The sequence below is a fragment of the Kitasatospora sp. NPDC032121 genome (assembly GCF_055580145.1).
This window is the reverse complement of sequence record NZ_JBVILX010000002.1, coordinates 446,519-465,290: the sequence shown is the minus strand read 5'-3', so window position 1 is coordinate 465,290 and position 18,772 is coordinate 446,519. Positions and strand designations below refer to the sequence as shown.

The following is an 18,772-nucleotide window of genomic DNA, read 5'->3' as shown; positions in this document are numbered from 1 at the left end:
CGTGATCCGCCACCTGGTCCTGTTCAAGCTCAACGAAGGCGTCGGCAAGGACGAAGAGCGCGTGCTCGCCGGCGCCAAGGCCTTCGAGGCGCTCGGCGCGGTGATCCCCGAGCTGCGCGAGTGGGAGTGCGGCTGGAACACCACCGAGCGCGACATCGCGTACGACTACGCGATCAACAGCCTGGTCGAGGACCGGGACGCCCTCCAGGCCTACCTGACCCACCCTGACCACCAGGCGGCGGCCGGCCTCTGGCGCGAGTTCGCCACCTGGGTCATCGCCGACGTCGAGGTCTGAGCACCCGTCCGGCCCCGAGCCGTCCGACCGGCCCGCCCCGAGCCGGTCCCGCGCCCGTCCCGGGCCCTTCCCCCGAACGGCCGCCGCGCCCCGTCCGCACCCGCGGGCGGGGCGCTCTGCTCCGCCCCCGGAGCGACCCGTGCGGCGCTTCGCCGGCCGGCCCGGGGAACGTTGAAAGCCCCACCAACACACCTCCGTCGGGTGCTTGCCCGACCTGTGCCCACCTTGTGATGCTATGACCGGTTTTGCCGGACCTGGCTAGGTGGAGAACCGGCCGCGACACCCGATCCGCGGGGCCCGCCGTCGACGACTTTGGGAGGGGTGAGGTGTCCGTGGACGAAGTGCTGGCTGCGATCACCAGCCCGGCCGGCGAGCTCCGCCCGGACCGGCTGCGCGGTCCCGGCGGCCGGCCCGTCGTGGACGTCCGGACGCTGACCCGGGTGCTGTTCGAGCGGCTCGCCGAACTGCCCCCCGACGCCCCCGAGCGGGAACGGGTCAGGGCCGCCCTGATCGAGGTGAACATCCCGCTGGTCCGCTACGCGGCCACCCGCTTCCGCAGTCGCAGCGAGCCCATGGAGGACGTCGTCCAGGTCGGCACGATCGGCCTGATCAACGCGATCGACCGCTTCGACCCCGGCCGCGGCGTCCAGTTCCCCACCTACGCGCTGCCGACCATCCTGGGCGAGATCAAGCGCTACTTCCGGGACAACGTCCGCACCATGCACGTCCCGCGCCGACTCCAGGAGCTGTGGGTCCAGGTCAGCGGCGCGATGGAGGAGCTGACGGTGCTGCACGGGCGGGTGCCCAAGGTGCCCGAGATCGCCGCCAGCCTGCGGATCCCCGAGGAGGACGTCCGGGCCTGCCTGGACGCCGGGCGGGCCTACAACGCGGCGTCCCTGGAGGCCGCGCAGGAGCACGAGGGCGGGCTCGCCCTGCTCGACCGGCTCGGGTACGAGGACTCCGCGCTGGCCGAGGTCGAACACCGGGACATGGTCCGCCACCTGCTGGTCCAGCTCCCCGAGCGGGAGCGGCGGATCGTGATGCTGCGCTTCTTCGCCAACCTGACCCAGTCCCAGATCAGCACCGAGCTGGGGATGTCCCAGATGCACGTGTCCCGGCTGCTCTCACGGATCCTGACCAGGCTTCGGACCGGCAACTCCTGGGAAGAGTGAGATTGCAGCGCGTCACCCCGGCGTGACATCTTGCGACGTTCGGGTTTGCCGTGGACCGTGTTCCGGTATGGAGGGGGAAGGCCCTCGCCCGGGAACCACCGCGCGACGGCCCCCGTTCAACTGACAGTCACAAGGGGGTGGGTGCATGTCCGGAGAGCTGGGCACTGCGGAGATCCACGCTGGCCAGGCCAACGGCACGGCCGTCGTCGAGGACCTGGTCCCGCGGCAGCGGGTCGAACCGGTCCGGCCGCCCGGCCCCGAAGCGGGATCGGAGACGCCGCCCGGCTCCGGGCTGGACACCCGGACGCTCTCCCGCTCGCTGTTCCTGCGGCTGGCCTCGCTGGACCCCGGCAGCACCGAACACGCCTACGTCCGCGACACCCTGATCGAGCTCAACCTGCCGCTGGTCCGGTACGCCTCGGCGCGCTTCCGCAGCCGCAACGAGCCGATGGAGGACATCGTCCAGGTCGGCACGATCGGCCTGATCAAGGCGATCGACCGGTTCGACCCGGAGCGCGGGGTGGAGTTCCCCACCTTCGCGATGCCCACCGTCGTCGGCGAGATCAAGCGCTTCTTCCGGGACACCAGTTGGTCGGTCCGCGTTCCGCGGCGGCTCCAGGAGCTGCGGCTGGCGCTCACCAAGGCCGGCGACGAGCTCTCCCAGCGGCTGGACCGCTCCCCCACCGTCGCCGAGCTGGCCACCTGCCTGGGGGTCAGCGAGGAGGACGTGGTCGAGGGCCTCGCGGTCGGCAACGCGTACACCGCCAGCTCGCTCGACTCCAGCACCGGCGAGGAGGACAGCGACGGGCCGCTGGCCGACCGGCTGGGCTACGAGGACCTCGCGCTGGAGGGCGTCGAGTACCGGGAGTCGCTCAAGCCGCTGCTGGCCAAGCTGCCGCCGCGCGAGCGCCGGATCATCATGCTGCGGTTCTTCGGCAACCTGACCCAGTCGCAGATCGGCGAGGAGATCGGGATCTCCCAGATGCACGTCTCCCGGCTGCTCACCCGGACGCTCACCCAGCTGCGCGAGGGGCTGATCAACGAGGGCTGAGCCCGCCGTACCGGGGCCGGGCCGTTCTTCGGCCCGGCCCCGAGCCGTGTGCCGGGCCGATCCGGCGCGGTGGCACGGTTCAGGCCATCGCCGCGCAGCGCCGTCCCGCGACGGGGAATCCGCCCGTCAACCGCCCGTCAGCGGCCCGGATCCCGGCGTCCGGCGCGCCGCGCGGCACCGGGGCCCGCGTCCGACCAGCGGCGTTCCGCCCGGCTCCGGTGACGCATTCCGTACGGTCCGGAATCCCCGCGGCTCGGTATGCTGATCAACCGCGCGAGCACTTCCATTGCATATTCGGACTGTCACATGGCACAGCGGTACCCGATATTGCATGAACCTGCCCAACGGGGCAGCGGGATGTGCAAGAGTGTGATGGGCAAGGGCAACAGTGCAGGTGTCCCGTCCGCCCCACCGGGCCACACCGTCGGTAACCACCTGTAGCACTCAGCTTCCGGTTTTCATTCTCAATTCATTATTTGCGCCGCCGGTACGGTTCCGGTCACAATCAGCGCCTTCATGGCTTCGCCATGAACGTTGGTAACAGGTTCGCTGCACTCTCGCCCAATTGGCCCCTCGCACCGCTGTCCCTCGACCAGGATGGGCCCCGGGCAGCCTGCTGCCCGCGAACAGCTACACGGGCAGGCGAGCGGCGAGCAGCGCCGCGCCTGCCCCAAGGGGAGGATCACCATGGGTCGAGCGACCCGAAGAGTCGCCGCGTGCGCGGCGGCAGTCCTGCTGGCCAGCGGCTTGCAGACCACCCTGGCCCACGGCGAGACCACGCCGCCCAGGATCGACCTCACCGTCCTGGTCGTCGACGACGGCGGCCCGTCCGTCGCGGCCATCGCCGCCGAGCTGAAGAGCCAGGGGACGCCCTACAAGGTCGTCAGCCTCAACGACCCCAACCGACCCGTCATCAACTCCGCTTTCCTGAGTGACACGGTGAACGGCCTGCCCCGGGGGAAGTTCCAGGGCATCGTGCTGCCCAACGAAAACCCCTTCCCCAACAGCGCCGCCGAGATGACGGCGATCGCGAGCTACGAAGCCGCATTCAACGTCCGCCAGATCGACGCGTACACGTGGGCCAACCCGGCAGTGGGTCTGAACTACGCTCAGAATCCGGGATTCGTGGGCACTCTGGACGGATTCCAGGGCGCCACCACCGCCGCCGGAACTTCGGGCCCGTTCGGGTACCTCAAGGGCAGCGTCCCGTTCGAGGACAACGACCCGAACGTCAGCGAGAGCTACGGGTACCTGGCCACCCCGCTCGCCGGTCTGCCGGCCGGCGCCTCGTTCGTCCCGCTGGTCGACGCGCCGATACCCAGCACGACCGCCCGCGGTTCTCTGGTCGGCGAGTACACCCACGACGGCCGCAAGGAACTGGTCGTCACGTTCGTCTACAACCAGTACCAGCAGCAGTACCGCCTGCTGGCCCGCGGCATGGTCGACTGGCTGACCCAGGGCGTCCACCTCGGCTACGACCGCAACTACTTCGCCACCCACGTGGACGACGTCTTCCTGGCCGACGACCGCTGGGACACCACGCTCAAGTGCACCCCTGGCGACGTCACCTGCCCGCCCGGCACCCCGGACACCGCCAACCCGATCCGGATGACCGTCGACGACGCCAACCACCTGAAGCAGTGGCAGGCCGCCAACAACTTCACCCTGGACATGGTGTTCAACGGTGGTGGCAGCGAGGACTGGAAGACCGACCACGAGACCACCGTGGACCCCACGGCGGACCAGATGATCGCCGACCAGAGCAGCTACCGGTGGATCAACCACACCTACACCCACCCGTACCTGGGCTGCGTCCAGAACGTCACCGTGGTGCCGTGGGTCTGCAGCAAGAACGCCGCGGGCGGGACGGTCTGGGTCGACCAGAACACCATCTCCACCCAGATCCGGAACAACTTCGACTGGGCCGCCGCGCGCGGCCTCCAGGTCGACCCGCAGACCCTGGTCACCGGTGAGCACTCCGGTCTGCTGACCGCCCCGCAGGAGACCAGCGACAACCCGAACCTGGCGCCGGCGCTGGCCTCCAACGGCATCAAGTTCACCGCCAGCGACGCCTCCCGCGAAAGCGGCCAGCGCGCCGTCGGCACCTCCACGCTGACCGTGCCGCGGTACCCGATGAACGTCTTCTACAACGCCGGCACGGCGAAGGAGGAGGCCGACGAGTACAACTGGATCTACACCAGCAAGGCCAACGGCGGCAGCGGCGTCTGCGAGAACAACGCCAACTCGACCTGCCTGTCGCAGCCGCTGGACGTCAACACCGGCTACCAGTCGTACATCGTGCCGCTGGAGGCCCGGATCGACCTCGGCCACGTGCTGAACAACGACCCGCGGCCGCACTTCGTGCACCAGTCGAACCTGTCCGAGGACCGCATCCTGTACCCGGTGCTGGAGAAGATCCTCGGCACCTACCGCTCGCTGCACGCGGACAACGCCCCGATCGTGAACCTGAGCCAGCGCGAGATCGGCCAGGAGTTCCAGCGCCGCGCGGCCTGGAACAACGCGCTCGCCGCCGGCCAGGTCACCGCCTACCGGGTCGGCAACACCGTCACCGTGAACGCGCCGTCCGGCGTTCAGGTCCAGGCCACCATGCCGACCGGAACCGCTCAGAAGCTGGCCATCGGGACGGGCGGGTTCGGTTCGTCCTACGCCGGTACCCTCTCGGGTTGGGTGGCCCCGGGCGCGCTGCAGAGCAGCGTCACCCTGCAGCTGCCGTCCGCCCCGGCCGCCCCGGCGGCCGTCGCCCCGAGCGTCGCGGCCAAGTCCGTCCCGGCCCCGGTGCCGGCGGACAAGAAGGTCGTGCCGCAGGGCGTCGCCACGCCGGTCCCGGTGGGCCCGAGCGACACCACGCGCAAGCCCGCCGCGTCCCTGGTCCCGGGTAGCGGAACCCCGGTGCCCGGCAAGGACGTCGTCGCTGGCACCATCGGTGAGGGCGGCAACGGCCACCACGGCGACACCGCTGCGACGAAGAACGGCAAGGCGTCTGGGGGGACGGCCACGCCGAGCAGCACCACCGGACGCTCCGGCAACCGGTAACCGGTACCACCCGCCGTCGGCGGGGTCGGGCCGGTCGCCCGGCCCGGCCCCGCCACGGCTCCCGTTCCGGTCATCCAGGCCGGAACCGACGCAAGAACAGGAGGGGGGACAGGAATGCGCGTCACCCTGCTCACCGAGGGGACGTATCCGCACCAGCACGGCGGCGTGAGCGTCTGGTGCGACCAGCTCGTTCAGGGCATGCCGGACGTCGAGTTCGACGTCATCGCCGTCACCGGTACCGGTCACGAGCCGCTGGCCTGGGAACTGCCCGCCAACGTGCGGTCGGTCACCACCGCACCGCTGTGGGGGCCGGCCTCGGAAGGCCGACCGCCGCGCGGCAAGGAGATGCGGCGCTTCCTCAACGCGTACGAGCGCTTCCTGCACTCCATCCTCGATCCGGTCTACACCACCCACTTCGGCACCGAGCTGTACGGCTTCGCCGACCTCGCCAGGCACGGGCTGCTCAGCCCGGCGCTGCGCAGCGAGCGCGCCCTGCGCACCCTCCAGCACGTCTGGACCCGCGACTACCTGCCGACCGCCGTCTCCCGGCCCACCCTGCACGACGCCCTGAACGCCACCGACCTGCTGGAGCACGCCCTGCGGCCGCTCTCGGTCGAGCCGCCCAAGGACGGCGTCGCGCACGCGGCCAGCGGCGGGCTCGCCACCCTGCCCGGGCTGATCGCCGCTCAGCAGTACGGCGTACCGTTTCTGCTCACCGAGCACGGCATCTACCTGCGCGAGCGCTACCTCGGCTACCGCACCGGCCCGTACCGCTGGCCGGTCAAGGCGCTGCTGCTCGGCTTCTACCGGATGCTCGCCGAGGAGAGCTACCGGCAGGCCGCGCTGGTCACCCCCGGCAACCGGTACAACCGGCGCTGGGAGGAGCGCGGCGGCACGCCGTCCTCGCACATCCGCACCGTCTACAACGGGGTGGACCCGGCGGCCTTCCCGCCGGCCGGCCCCGAACCCGAGACGCCGACCCTCAGCTGGGCCGGCCGGGTCGACCCGATCAAGGACCTGGAGACGCTGATCCGGGCCTTCGCCATCGTCCGGCGCGAGATCCCCGAGGCGCGGCTGCGGCTCTTCGGCGGCACTCCCAAGGGCGGCGAGGCGTACCGGGACGGCTGCATAGCCCTGGCCGCCGAGCTCGGCATAGCCGACTCGGTGGCCTTCGAGGGCCGCGTCGCCGACATCACCGACGCGTACGCGGCGGGCAACGTGGTCATGCTCTCCAGCATCAGCGAGGGCTTCCCGTTCACCCTGATCGAGGCGATGTCCTGCGGCCGCGCGACCGTCTCGACCGACGTCGGCGGTGTGCGCGAGGCCGTCGGCGACACCGGACTGGTCGTCCCCCCGCGCGAACCCGAGCCGATGGCGGCCGCCGCGATCGAGCTGCTGCGCGACCCCGAACGGCGCGCCCGGCTCGGTGAGGGCGCCCGGCTCCGGGTGATCGAGCAGTTCACCCTCCGCCAGAACATCGACGGCTTCCGCGGCATCTACACCGAACTCCTGGGCACCGCCCGCTGGATGCCGGGCGGCATGGTCGCCGTCACCGACCAGGCCCCCAGCCCCGACTGGGACCAGCAGCTGGCCGCCGCCCGCCCCGAGCCGAGCGAGGTCGGGGCGTGAACGAGCGTTGGGAGTACCCCCGGCCGAAGGCCGCGGGAGAGAGAACCATCGAGAGGCGCGTGTCCCGCGAAGCGGCCGCCGAGCACAGCGAGGTGGGCGCATGAGTGGTCCACTGCGTCTGGTCCCCGGTGAGGGCGGTCCCGAGCACACCATGCAGCTGCGCGCGCTGCCGCTCAAGCGCCGCCGCCCCGTCCAGCCGGAGCCGGAGCCGGAGCCGGAAGACTCGCTCTACCTGCCCGCGGACCCGCTGGACGAACTCGCCGAGCGCCTGCGCGAGGTCTGCGCCGACGCCGTCCACCCGTACGAGATCGCGGCCTTCCTGGAGTCCGACGGCCTCTCGGACGAGCAGGCCGCCCTGCTGTACGGCCGCCCCGACGCCTTCACCGTCGCCGAGGAGCTGTTCGAGAAGGTCGAGCGCCGCTACCCCGGCCCGAGCTCCGAGTTCGCCAACCCCTGGCGGGCCGACCCCTGGCGCTGCGTGGTGCGCGGCCTGGTGTTCGCGCTGCCGGGACTCGGCTACCTGCTCGGCGCCAACCTGTTCGCGACCGCCCGGATGCGCTTCGGCCTGCCCTCGGGCATGCTCGCGCTGTCCGTCGCCACGCTGGTCAGCTGGGGCTTCAACCAGGCACTGGCGCACCGCTCCTACCGCTGGCTGAGCCGGCTGCGCCGCCGCGACGCCGCGGTCTGCCTGGCCTTCGGCGCCCCGGCCGGCGCGCTGGTCGCCTCGGCCGCCGCGTACGTGGTCGGCGGGCCGCTCGGCGCGCTGTGCTTCGCCGCCGGGCAGTCCTGCTACCTGGCCGCGGCCACCGTGCTGCTGGTGCTCGGGCGGGAGAAGTTCCTGCTGCTGGCACTGGCCCCGGCCTCGGTCGGCGCGGGCGTGGTGCTGGCGGTGGACGTCCCGCAGCTGGTCCGTACGGTGGTGCTGCTCGCCTCGGTGGCACTGGCGGTCGGGCTGGCCGTCCGGGAGCTGCTGGTCTGCATCCGCGGCGGCGAACGCGAGTCCGTCGAGCTGAAGCTGCCGGTCCGCCAGGAGCTCCCGCACCTGCTGTTCGGCCTGGCCTGCGGCGCGCTCACGCTGATCGCCGGCCTCGGCGGGACCATCCACCAGGCCGTACAGACCGGCGGCCACGCCACGCAGGGGACGTCGACCACCCCGACCGGCCCGGCCATGATCGCGCTGACGCTCAGCCTGGGCCTCGCCGAGTGGCTGCTCTTCCGCTACCGGGCGCTGGCGGTGGCCGCGCTGCGCACCAGCCACACCAGCGGCCAGTTCTCCCGCCGCACCGGTGCGATCCTGCTCGGCTGCCTGTTCATCTACCTCACCACCGTGGCCGCGCTGGACGCCGCCGCGACCGTGCTGTGGCCCGGCGCCCCCGCGCTCGGCGTACCGCAGCTCGGCGCGATGCTGCTCCTCGGCGGCTCACTCTGGCTGGCGCTGCTGCTGAACGCCTTCGGGTTCAGCTGGAGCACCGCCCTCGTCTGTCTGGCCGCCGCGGTCGCCGAGAGCGCCGGGCTGCTGGCAGGTGTGGACCCGATCGTCCTGCAGCTGATCGGCTGCGGGGCGGCCGCCGTCGTCCTCACCGCACTCGCCGGGCCCGCGCTCGGCCGCACCACCCAGCACCGCTGAACACATCGAATATCCCGCACGCCTTCCTTCGCGTGCACCGCCGTACCCGTTCCACCCGAGACACCCACCCGTCGGCGGCGGCCGGCCGTCACCCGGCCGCCCCGGCAGATCGAGAAAGCGAAATCCGCATGAGCAGCGTCGCGGTAACCGGAGCCGAGGGCTTCATCGGCTCCCACCTCGTCGAGACCCTGGTCGCCGACGGGCACCACGTCCGCGCGATGGTCCAGTACAACTCCTTCTCGTCCTTCGGCTGGCTGGAGACCCTGTCCGCGGAGGTGCTGGAGTCGGTCGAGATCATCCTCGGCGACGTCCGGGACCCGGGCTCGGTCAACGGCCTGGTCAAGGGCACCGAGGCGGTCTACCACCTGGCCGCCCTGATCGCGATCCCGTACTCCTACCGAGCCCCCCACTCGTACGTGGACACCAACGTCACCGGCACCCTGAACGTGCTGGAGGCGGTGCGCCACCTGGAGATCCCCCGCCTGGTGCACACCTCCACCAGCGAGACCTACGGCACCGCGCAGACCGTGCCGATCACCGAGGACCACCCGATCAACACCCAGTCCCCGTACGCCGCCTCCAAGGCGGGCGGGGACCGGCTGGCGGACAGCTACCACGCCAGCTTCGAGACCCCGGTCGTCACCCTGCGCCCGTTCAACACCTTCGGCCCGCGCCAGTCGATGCGCGCCGTCATCCCGACCGTGATCGCCCAGGTCGCGGCCGGCCAGACCGAGATCACCCTCGGCGACCTGCGCCCGACCCGCGACTTCCTGTTCGTCAAGGACACCGCCAACGCCTTCCGCACGGTGGGCACCGCCCCCGCCGAGACGGTGGTCGGCCGGACCTTCAACGCCGGCACCGGCGGCGAGATCTCGGTCGGCGACCTGGTCACCCTGATCGGCAAGCTGATGGGCGTGGACCTGGTGGTGAAGGAGGACGAGCAGCGCATCCGTCCGACCAACTCCGAGGTCATGCGCCTGGTCGCGGACGCGACCCGGCTGCGCGGGGCCACCGGCTGGGCCCCGGAGTTCAGCCTGGAGCAGGGCCTGGAGCAGACCATCGAGTTCTTCCGCGACCCGGCCAACCTGGCCCGCTACAAGACCGACATCTACAACGTCTGACCCGCCGCAACCGATCTTGCTCGTCCTGGTAACCAAGGTTCGTGTCCTGCACATCCTTTCCGTGGGGGAAACACCATGCACGCAGTGATCCTGGCCGGCGGTAAGGGCGTCCGTCTCCGCCCGTACACCACCGCGCTTCCCAAGCCGCTCGTTCCGATCGGCGACCAGCACGCGATCCTGGAGATCGTGATGCGACAGCTCGCCGCCGCGGGCTTCCAGAGCGTCACCCTGGCCATCGGCCACCTCGGCCACATCATCCGCGCCTACGTCGGCAACGGCTCCCAGTGGGGCCTGCGGGTCGGCTACGCCGTCGAGGACAGCCCGCTCGGCACCATGGGCCCGCTGCTCACCATGCTGGAGCGCCTGCCCGAGCACTTCCTGGTGATGAACGGCGACATCCTGACCGACCTGGACTTCGCCGGGGTGCTCAAGCACCACGAGGCGTCCGGCGCCCCGCTGACCATCGCCACCTACGCCCGTCAGGTCAAGATCGACTTCGGGGTGCTGACCACCTCCGAGGGCACCATCACCGGCTTCCAGGAGAAGCCCAGCATCGACTACCGGGTCTCGATGGGCGTGTACGGCGTTTCCCGCGCGGCACTCGCCAACTACACCCCCGGCCTGCCGCTGGGCTTCGACGAGCTGGTGCTGGACCTGCTGGCCGCCGGAACCCCGCCCGCGGCCTACGAGTTCGGCGGCTACTGGCTGGACATCGGCCGACCCGACGACTACGACCGGGCCAACGCCGAGTTCTCCACCATCCGCCCGGTCCTGATGCCCTTCGAGTCGACCGGCCCCACCCCGGGCGGCGTCGCGGAACTGCCGATCCCGGCCGCCCGCACCGCTCCGGACGACGCGACCGCCGAGCCCGCCGCCGCGGGCGTGGAGAGCGACGGACGGGCCGCGTGAGAATCCTGCTCCTCGGCGGCGACGGCTTCCTCGGCCGTCACGCCACCGCCGTCCTGCGGTCACTGCCCGGTGCCACCGTGCTGACCGCGGGCCGGCGGCCCACCCACGACCTCCGGCTGGACCTGGCCACCGCCCAGGCCGGCCCGCTCGGCGAGGAACTGTCCGCGCTGGCCCCCGACGCGGTGGTCAACTTCGCCGGCGCGGTGGCCGGCAGCGCGGTCAAGCTCGCCGAGGTGAACGCCCGCGGCCCGGCGGTGCTCTGCGAGGCGCTGTCCCTCGGCGCCCCGAAGGCCCGCCTGGTGCACATCGGTTCGGCCGGCGAGTACGGCGTCTGCGCGCAGGGCGAGTCCCTCGCCGAGGACGCCGACGCCCGCCCGGTCGGCGTGTACGGCGCGACCAAGCTGGCCGGCTCCCTCGCGGTGGCCGGCTCGGCGCTGGACGCCGTGGTGCTGCGGGTGTTCAACCCGGTCGGCCCCGGAGCCCCGGCGGGCTCGCTGCCCGGCCGGCTGGCCGCCGAGCTGCGCCGGGTGGCGCCCGAGGGCGCCGACGGCGTGATCACGGTCGGCGACCTCTCCGCGTACCGGGACTTCGTCGACGCCCGGGACGTGGCGAAGGCGGTCGGCCTGGCCGTCACCGCCGACCGCCCGCTCCCCCGGGTGCTCAACCTGGCCTCCGGGCACGCCCGGCAGGTCCGGGCGATCGCCGACGGGCTGGTCGCCGCGGCCGGCTTCACCGGCCGGATCGACGAGAGCGGGGCCGGCTCGGAACGCTCGGCCGGGGTCTCCTGGCAGCAGGCCGACGTGTCGGCCGCCGCCCGGGAACTCGGCTGGCGGCCGGAGACGGACCTCGCCGACACCCTGCGGGACCTGTGGCTCGGCACCGCCGGGCCCACGCCCGACCCGGTGGTCGCATGACCGCCGGGCAGACCCCCGACGGCCGCCTGCTGGTGCCGCTGTACGTCCACCCCGCGGTGGACCCGGCGGCCTGGCGGGCGGTCGCCGCCGCCGACCCCGCCCGGGTCGCCGCCGTCGTGCTCAACCTCGCCGACGGCCCGGGCGCGGTCCCGGACCACGTCTTCGCCGAGGCGGCCGACGAACTCCGCGCCGCGGGCCTGCCGTTGGTGGGCTACACCGACACCGACTACGGACGCCGACCGCACGCCGCCGTGGTGGCCGACATCCTGACGTACCGCCAGCGCCACGGCATCACCGGCGTCTACCTCGACCAGGTCAGCACCCACCCGGGCGCGCTGGCGCACTACCGGCGGCTGGCCACGGCCGCCCGCGCGGCCGGCTGCGGCACCGTGGTGTTCGGCCACGGCGAGCACCCGGACCCGGGCTACGCCGAGGTCGGCCTCGCCGACCTGCTGGTCACCTTCGAGGGCGACTGGGACGCCTACCGCAGCATGACGCTGCCGCTGTGGACCGGCCGGCACGCGGCCTCCCGCTTCTGCCACCTGGTCTACGACGTCCCCGCCGAACACGCCCGGGACGCCGCCGCCCTGATCGCCGCCCGGCGAGCCGGCGTCGGCTGCGCCGTACCGGGAGCCGGGGACAACCCCTGGCGCACCCTGCCGTACGGCCTGAACGCCGCTGAACTGACCTGACCCGATCCGGAGTCCGACTACCGTGAACCGTCGCAACCGGCTGCTTCCGGCCGCCCTGGCCCTCGCCACCGCCACCGCCCTGCTGGTCAGCTCGTGCAGCAGCTCGGGATCGGAGGACGACCAGGACTCGGCCGACGGCACCCCGAGCAACTCCCCCGCGGCCACCGCGCCGAGCACCCCCGGCACCCCCGACGCGACCACCGCCGCGCCGGACACCCCGGCCCCCGTACCCACCGCTCCCGGCACCACCGTCCCGGCCCCGGGCACGCCCGGCGGAACCCCGCCGCCCGCCACCCCGCCCGGCAACCCGGCACCGCCGCCGGCCGGCGCCCGCTGGCAGCCCACCCCCGGCCTGGCCTGGCAGTGGCAACTCGGCGGCGGCGTGGACCAGTCCGTGGACGTACCGGTCTACGACATCGACGGCTTCGAGAACGACGCCTCGGTGGTGGCCGCCCTGCACGCCAAGGGCCGCAAGGTGATCTGCTACATCAACGCCGGCTCCTGGGAGGACTTCCGCCCCGACTCCGCCGCCTTCGCCAAGTCCCTGCAGGGCTCGGACACCGGCTGGAAGGGCGAGAAGTGGTTCGACATCCGCAAGCTCGACCAGCTGAAGCCGCTGATGGCCGCCCGCTTCGACATGTGCCGGAGCAAGGGCTTCGACGCCGTCGAACCGGACACCATCGAGGCCTACAACCAGAACAGCGGCTTCCCGCTGACCTCCGACGACCAGCTCAGGTACAACCGGATGCTGGCGCAGCTCGCCCACGAACGCGGCCTGGCCATCGGGCTCAAGAACGACCTCGACCAGATCCCGGCGCTGCTCGGGGACTTCGACTTCGCGGTCAACGAGGAGTGCGCGCAGTTCGACGAGTGCGACCGGGTCGCCCCGTTCGTCAAGGCGGGCAAGGCGGTCTTCCACGTCGAGTACAAGCTCGACACGGACCAGTTCTGCGCCAAGGCCAAGTCGCTGGGCTTCAGTTCGATGCGCAAGAAGCTCGAGCTGAACGCCTGGCGCAAGCCCTGCTGAGGATTTCCACTCCCGTCGCGCGGGTGACCCGGACGAGGGCCACCCGCGCGAGGGTCACTTGACCGCCAGCCAGATGACGCCGCCCAGGACGACCAGCGCGACGACGGCGATCAGCGCGATCACGCCGGTGCGGCTGCCGCTCTTGCTGCTGCCGTAGGTGGAAACGTTGCCCGGAGCCTGCGGGGCCGGGCTCTCGTCGACGAACGCCCGGAACATCTGGGTGCTGCCGGCGGGGTCGTAGTCGTTGTCAGCCATGGCAGGGACTCTAACGAATCGGCCCACCTCAGGCACACCCCGGACCCCCGTCGCGCGGGACACACCACCCCCACGTGCGACAGCGGTACGACGGGCCCGTGAAACCGTACGGTTCACGGAACACACCCCGCCGCGATCCGGTTGACTGGGATCATGACCGGAAACCACAGCCGGGTGAGCCTCGGCACCTCCGACCTGTCCGTCTTCCCGCTCTCCCTCGGCGGCAACGTCTTCGGCTGGACGGCCGACGAACAGCAGTCCTTCGCCGTCCTGGACGCCTACGCGGCGGCCGGCGGCAACTTCGTCGACACCGCCGACGTCTACTCCTCCTGGGCGCCGGGCAACACCGGCGGCGAGTCCGAGACCGTCCTCGGCAACTGGCTGCGCAGCCGCGGCAACCGCGAGGACGTCGTGATCGCCACCAAGGTCGGCATGCTCGCCGAGCGCAACGGCCTGGGCGCCGCCAACGTCAAGGCCGCGGCCGAGGACTCGCTGCGCCGCCTGGGCGTCGAGCGGATCGACCTCTACTACACCCACCGGGACGACGACACCCCGGTCGAGGAGTTCGTCACCGCGCTGGACGAGCTGGTCCGCGAGGGCAAGGTCCGGGCGGTCGCCGCCTCCAACATCTCCGCCGAGCGGCTCGCCGAGGCGCTGGCCTTCGCCGACCGCGAGGGCCTGGCGAAGTACGTCGCCGTCCAGCCGCACTACAACCTGGTCTCGCGCGACACCTTCGAGGGCCCGCTGGCCGACGTCGTCGCCGAGCACGGCCTGGCCACCGTCCCGTACTACGCGCTGGCCTCCGGCTTCCTGACCGGCAAGTACCGCCCGGGCGCCGGTGGCGTGGACAGCGCCCGCGCCGAGGGCGCCGCCCGCTACCTGGCCGAGCCGCGCGGCCCCAAGGTGCTGGAGGCGCTGGACACCGTCGCCGCCGAGCAGGAGGTGGAGCCCGCCTCCGTCGCCCTGGCCTGGCTCGCCGCCCGACCGACGGTCGCCGCCCCGATCGCCAGCGCCCGCACCGTCGAGCAGCTCCCGGCGCTGCTGGCCGGCGCCACCCTGAAGCTCACCCCGGAGCAGACCGCCCTGCTGGACGCCGCCTCCGCCTGAGCCGCGCCGGTCCGGTAGCTCCCCCGCGTAGGCCGCGAACTCGCCCCGCTCCGGGCGCGGTTCGCGGCCCGCGGCGTTCCGGCTCAGGTCCGTCGGCTCGGGAACCATCGACGGGGCCGAAAAGTCATGGTCAATGAACGACCATGCACGGACCAAGACTTCATGACCGAGACGCCAGCACGGGGGAACGCTTTGGCTGACAATCCTGCCTGGGACGGCCTGTTCGACGACGAGGACCGGAAGAAGTACGCGGGCCTGCGGCTCAACTCCGCCGGTGGCGGCGGGGGCGGCGGCAAGGTGACCGTCAGCCCCGCCGACCTGAAGGCGCGGGCCGGCACCGTCGACGAGATCAGGGGCAACTTCCACACCGTCGACGACACCGCCGCGGAGAAGACCACCACCGCCTATGCCGCGCTGACCAGTTGGCAGACCGGCCCGGAGCTGCGCAACCGCTCCATCCGCTGGGACAGCCAGGTCTCCACCCTCGGCAACCTCCTCTACGACATCGCCGAGCGGCTGCGGAAGACCGCCGACCAGTACACGGCGACCGAGAACGCCAACAAGCAGAACCTGTCCGGCGGGAACTGAGGGGGCCACCACCGTGCTGAGCTACGAGATCGTCCGCAACGCCAAGATCGAGCCGCTGCACGCGGCCGCCGAGGAGTGGAAGACCCTCCAGGCCCGCTACGTCGGCCTGAAGGACCGGCTGACCGGCGAGGTCGCCGACAAGCTGGCCGCCGGCTGGGAGGGCGAGGCCGCCACCCAGGCCCGCGCGCAGATCAAGAAGGCCGCCGAACAGCTCGACGCCGCCGGAAAGGAGTCCGCCGACATCAGCGGGCTGCTCGCCGACGCCGCCCAGCAGTTCACCGCCGCCCAGAACCTGCTCAAGAAGATCGCCGACGAGGACGGCCCCGCCGACCACCTGAAGGTGGACGGCACCGGGAAGGTCACCGACGTCCACCCGCTGCTCAACGACAAGAGCGCCCAGGAGGACCCGGACTACCAGACGGTGTTCCTGCCCCAGCGCAAGCGCGCGGTGGAGAACCTGGTCCACAGCCTCGAAGCGGCGCTCCAGCAGGCCGCCGACGCGGACCAGGCCGCCGCCTGGGCGCTGCGCGCGGACCCGAACGGCGCGAACGACCACTCGTTCAACGCCAACGGCTACCACAGCCTCCAGGAGGCCACCGAGGCCCGCAAGGACCTCTCCGACGCGCTCGCCCTGGCCGGAAAGGGCGGCGACCTCTCGGTCGAGGAACTGACCAGGCTCAACTCCCTGCTGGAGAAGCGCAAGAGCGACCCGGCGTTCGCCGAGCAGTTCGCCACCACGCTCGGCCCGCGCGGCACCCTGGACTTCTGGCGCGACGTCAACGACCCGACGAAGTTCGGCAGGTACAGCAAGGAACGCAACGAGGCCGTGAAGCAGCTCCAGGCGTCGCTGGGCGCGACCCTGGGCACCGCCACCCAGAGCCACTCCAAGCCCATGCAGGACTGGGAGAACGAGATGATCAAGCTCGGTCCCCAGCTCGTGAAGCGCGAGGGCGGTGGCCCGATGCCACTGGGCTACCAGCTGATGAGCAGCCTGATGCGCTCCGGCGAGTACGACTCCGACTTCCTCAACTCCTACGGCGAGAGCCTGCTCAAGTACGAGCGCGACGCCAAGGTCGACCCGCAGGTGGTCTGGGCGCCCGACTCCACCCAGCCCAAGTGGGACCACCTCGGCGAGGGCCGTGGCGGCGACGCCGTGGCCGGCTTCATGGAGTCGCTCAGTCACAACCCCCAGGCCTCCACCCGCTTCCTGGACCCGGGCGACCCCCGGACCAACGACCACCTCAAGTACCTGCTGGACGAGCGCGGTTGGCCGGACGAGATCCGCGACGGCAAGTACGTCCAGGGCCAGCACTCGCTCGGCCTGGCCATCGAGGCCGCCGCCACCGGCGACCGGGCGGGCCAGGAGGACACCGTCAGGCATCACAGCGAGGCCCAGGCCCGGGTCATGCGCGACACCGTCAACATGCTGGACGGCGGCATCGGCCACGAGAAGCTCCCGGCCGGCATGCAGCGCCCGATCGCCAACGCGCTGGCCGACTACACCGCCGACACCCACGACATCCTCTCCGGCACCAACCGCGCGGCCAAGGACCACTCCGGCGAGGACGCCAGCGGCGTCTGGGTCGACCCGGTCACCGGGGAGACCAGGATGGCGACCGACAAGGGCTCCCTGGTCCGGGTCCTGCGCGGCATCGCCGACGACCCCGAGTCCCACCACGTCGTCCAGCAGGCCGAGATGGTGCACGTCGCCCAGCAGCTCGCCGAACTCCCGCCCAACGTGGGCGAGAAGGAGTGGAAGGGCGTGATGGCCAACTCCTCGGTCGCCCTCGGCGTGTACGACGCCGTCCAGGCCGACGCCATCCTCGACGAGCGCGACGACGACACCAAGGTCAAGGCCTGGCAGGCCAAGGGCCTGTACCAGGGCATCGGCACCCCGCTGAAGCTCGTCCCGGTCCCCGGGGTCGGGGCGATGGCCCAGAGCCTGCTCGGTGACGGGATCATGGGGTGGCAGATGAACGCCACCGCCGAGATCAACGCGGCTGCGGCCGGCCGGATCGAGGCGAACACCCTCACCGGCGCCGACGGCCGCAGCGGACACGAGGGGATCAGCGCCATGGTCGAGAAGTGGCAGCAGCAGCGGGCCGGACTCAACCCGGACGCCCCGGCCGTCGACTGGGACGAGCAGCAGATGCGGACGATCTACAACACCGGCCGCAGCGACGCCGCCGCCGCCCTCGGCCGCGGGGGCGAGAACAAGTGACGGCCGAGCCCGCGGAACCGCGCGGGGCCCGTCGGCGGTGGCGGCTTCCGGTCGCCGCCGCCGTCGGGCTGGTCCTCGTCGCCGGCGCCGTGTTCTACCTGGGCGGCGGGTACGACCGCTGGCAGGACGGCCGCTCGCTGGCCGGGCTCTGCCACGGCAGTGTGGACACCGCCGAGGTCGAGGACCTGCTCGGGGTGGACCGGGCGCGCGGCAAGGACGCCAAGGTGCCCGAGGGCCTGGCCGGCTGCTCCGTGGACAACGCCGGGAATCCCGGCAACGGCTTCCTGGACGTCCGGATCGACCGGAGCCGGCAGCGGGCCGACGGGGCGCTGCACAGGCTCGGCCGGGACCGTCCGAACCTCTCCACCACCATGGTGATGCCGCTCGGCCACGGCCGCAGGGGCGTCCTGGACCTCCAGGGCCGGATCGGCGCGACCGCCGTGGTCGCCCTGGACTGCCCCGCCCCGAACTCGCCCGGCCTGCTGGTCACCGTCGGGGCCGTCCCGGCCAACGGCAAGCACCTCCTCGACGACCCGGCCCAGCGGGCCCGGTTCGCCCGCTTCGCCGCCCGCGCCGCGGACGGCGCCGCCCGGGTCTGGGGCTGCACCGCGCCCTCCGGACCGGAGATCACCGAGGTCCCGGCGGACACCCGGTACGTCAAGGTCGCGGACGGCGCGGCCACCGGCACCTGCGCCGGCCTGTCCGGCACCACCAACGAGTCCGCGGCGGACCCGGACGCCCCGATCGAGGACTGCTTCCTGTACGCCGGCCAGGACGCCCCGCGCTTCCGCCTGGGGGCGTACTACCCGCCGTTCGCGGACGCCCTCCCCGCCGTCGCGGACTACCCGGTCACCGGCCCGGCGGGTGCCAAGGACGACGTGGCCTGGGCCACCGCCACCTGCCCCGGCGGCGCCACCGCCCTCTTCACGGTGGCCACCGTGTTCGACGGGAACCACATCGCCGCGCCCGACCCGGCCCTGGAGAAGGACGCCCTGCGGACCTTCGCCGCCCGCTCCGCCCAGCGCCACGGCTGCTCGGCGCCACAACTGCCCTGAGCACACGGGACGGGCCCCCGGCGGCATCGCGCTGCCGGGGGCCCGTCACCGTTCT

15 protein-coding genes and 1 pseudogene are annotated in these 18,772 nt (G+C 72.2%); 15 read left to right on the top strand and 1 reads right to left on the bottom strand.

Annotated features, from left to right (window positions below; all coding sequences use genetic code 11):
- The first annotated feature begins 1 nt into the window (after position 1).
- From ACZ5OX_RS07935 to ACZ5OX_RS07885, 11 genes and pseudogenes are all read left to right on the top strand, one after another.
- Entirely contained in the window at positions 2-295 is a 294-nt protein-coding gene (locus ACZ5OX_RS07935; protein WP_392868419.1) for a Dabb family protein, read from the top strand.
- Positions 296-621: 326 nt separating this feature from the next.
- A complete protein-coding gene (locus ACZ5OX_RS07930) occupies positions 622-1,467 on the top strand; it encodes an RNA polymerase sigma factor SigF (RefSeq protein ID WP_465629186.1) in 846 nt (281 codons plus the stop codon).
- A 145-nt stretch (positions 1,468-1,612) separates the two neighbouring features.
- Positions 1,613-2,518, top strand: a complete 906-nt coding sequence (locus tag ACZ5OX_RS07925) for an RNA polymerase sigma factor SigF (protein ID WP_449808619.1) — start codon at positions 1,613-1,615, stop codon at positions 2,516-2,518.
- 687 nt (positions 2,519-3,205) lie between these two features.
- Positions 3,206-5,572, top strand: a complete 2,367-nt coding sequence (locus ACZ5OX_RS07920) for a hypothetical protein (RefSeq protein ID WP_465629185.1) — start codon at positions 3,206-3,208, stop codon at positions 5,570-5,572.
- A gap of 114 nt (positions 5,573-5,686) precedes the next feature.
- Complete coding sequence (pelF, locus tag ACZ5OX_RS07915; RefSeq protein ID WP_465629184.1) at positions 5,687-7,201, top strand: GT4 family glycosyltransferase PelF; 1,515 nt, start codon at positions 5,687-5,689, stop codon at positions 7,199-7,201.
- Between the two features lie 100 nt (positions 7,202-7,301).
- Positions 7,302-8,828 (top strand): hypothetical protein, encoded by a 1,527-nt coding sequence (locus ACZ5OX_RS07910; protein ID WP_465629183.1) that lies wholly within the window; start codon positions 7,302-7,304, stop codon positions 8,826-8,828.
- Positions 8,829-8,956: 128 nt separating this feature from the next.
- On the top strand, positions 8,957-9,949 hold the full coding sequence (locus ACZ5OX_RS07905) for an SDR family NAD(P)-dependent oxidoreductase (RefSeq protein WP_449788501.1): 993 nt from the start codon (positions 8,957-8,959) through the stop codon (positions 9,947-9,949).
- Positions 9,950-10,024: 75 nt separating this feature from the next.
- Positions 10,025-10,726: pseudogene (locus tag ACZ5OX_RS07900) on the top strand (nucleotidyltransferase family protein); the annotation flags it as partial.
- A gap of 128 nt (positions 10,727-10,854) precedes the next feature.
- The gene (locus tag ACZ5OX_RS07895; RefSeq protein WP_465629182.1) at positions 10,855-11,772 is read left to right on the top strand and encodes an NAD-dependent epimerase/dehydratase family protein; all 918 of its coding nucleotides are present in this window, start codon (positions 10,855-10,857) and stop codon (positions 11,770-11,772) included.
- A complete protein-coding gene (locus ACZ5OX_RS07890) occupies positions 11,769-12,464 on the top strand; it encodes a spherulation-specific family 4 protein (protein WP_465629181.1) in 696 nt (231 codons plus the stop codon). Before ACZ5OX_RS07895 ends, ACZ5OX_RS07890 begins: the two co-directional genes overlap by 4 nt.
- 22 nt (positions 12,465-12,486) lie before the next feature.
- Entirely contained in the window at positions 12,487-13,491 is a 1,005-nt protein-coding gene (locus ACZ5OX_RS07885; protein ID WP_465629180.1) for an endo alpha-1,4 polygalactosaminidase, read from the top strand.
- 54 nt (positions 13,492-13,545) lie between these two features.
- Here the strand turns inward: ACZ5OX_RS07885 and ACZ5OX_RS07880 are convergent, their stop codons facing one another.
- Positions 13,546-13,746, bottom strand: coding sequence for a hypothetical protein (locus tag ACZ5OX_RS07880; RefSeq protein ID WP_449788505.1), 201 nt, complete (start codon positions 13,744-13,746; stop codon positions 13,546-13,548).
- Positions 13,747-13,899: 153 nt separating this feature from the next.
- Here ACZ5OX_RS07880 and ACZ5OX_RS07875 point away from each other — a divergent pair, with 153 nt between their 5' ends.
- The 4 genes from ACZ5OX_RS07875 to ACZ5OX_RS07860 all read left to right on the top strand — a co-directional run bounded on the left by ACZ5OX_RS07875 (position 13,900) and on the right by ACZ5OX_RS07860 (position 18,717).
- A complete protein-coding gene (locus ACZ5OX_RS07875) occupies positions 13,900-14,853 on the top strand; it encodes an aldo/keto reductase (RefSeq protein WP_465629179.1) in 954 nt (317 codons plus the stop codon).
- Positions 14,854-15,045: 192 nt separating this feature from the next.
- Complete coding sequence (locus ACZ5OX_RS07870; RefSeq protein WP_449808616.1) at positions 15,046-15,441, top strand: WXG100 family type VII secretion target; 396 nt, start codon at positions 15,046-15,048, stop codon at positions 15,439-15,441.
- A gap of 13 nt (positions 15,442-15,454) precedes the next feature.
- Positions 15,455-17,662: a WXG100 family type VII secretion target gene (locus tag ACZ5OX_RS07865; RefSeq protein ID WP_465629178.1), complete on the top strand. Its 2,208-nt coding sequence runs from the start codon at positions 15,455-15,457 to the stop codon at positions 17,660-17,662.
- Entirely contained in the window at positions 17,659-18,717 is a 1,059-nt protein-coding gene (locus tag ACZ5OX_RS07860) for a hypothetical protein (protein ID WP_465629177.1), read from the top strand. The genes ACZ5OX_RS07865 and ACZ5OX_RS07860 overlap by 4 nt, the downstream gene beginning before the upstream one ends.
- Positions 18,718-18,772: the final 55 nt, after the last annotated feature.

Bases quoted from the DNA above. Each gene is read 5' to 3' on its own strand.
- ACZ5OX_RS07880 (WP_449788505.1), bottom strand. From the start codon at position 13,746: ATGGCTGACAACGACTACGACCCCGCCGGCAGCACCCAGATGTTCCGG.
- ACZ5OX_RS07920 (WP_465629185.1), top strand. From the start codon at position 3,206: ATGGGTCGAGCGACCCGAAGAGTCGCCGCGTGCGCGGCGGCAGTCCTG.
- ACZ5OX_RS07905 (WP_449788501.1), top strand. From the start codon at position 8,957: ATGAGCAGCGTCGCGGTAACCGGAGCCGAGGGCTTCATCGGCTCCCAC.
- ACZ5OX_RS07925 (WP_449808619.1), top strand. From the start codon at position 1,613: ATGTCCGGAGAGCTGGGCACTGCGGAGATCCACGCTGGCCAGGCCAAC.
- ACZ5OX_RS07875 (WP_465629179.1), top strand. From the start codon at position 13,900: ATGACCGGAAACCACAGCCGGGTGAGCCTCGGCACCTCCGACCTGTCC.
- ACZ5OX_RS07890 (WP_465629181.1), top strand. From the start codon at position 11,769: ATGACCGCCGGGCAGACCCCCGACGGCCGCCTGCTGGTGCCGCTGTAC.
- pelF (WP_465629184.1), top strand. From the start codon at position 5,687: ATGCGCGTCACCCTGCTCACCGAGGGGACGTATCCGCACCAGCACGGC.
- ACZ5OX_RS07910 (WP_465629183.1), top strand. From the start codon at position 7,302: ATGAGTGGTCCACTGCGTCTGGTCCCCGGTGAGGGCGGTCCCGAGCAC.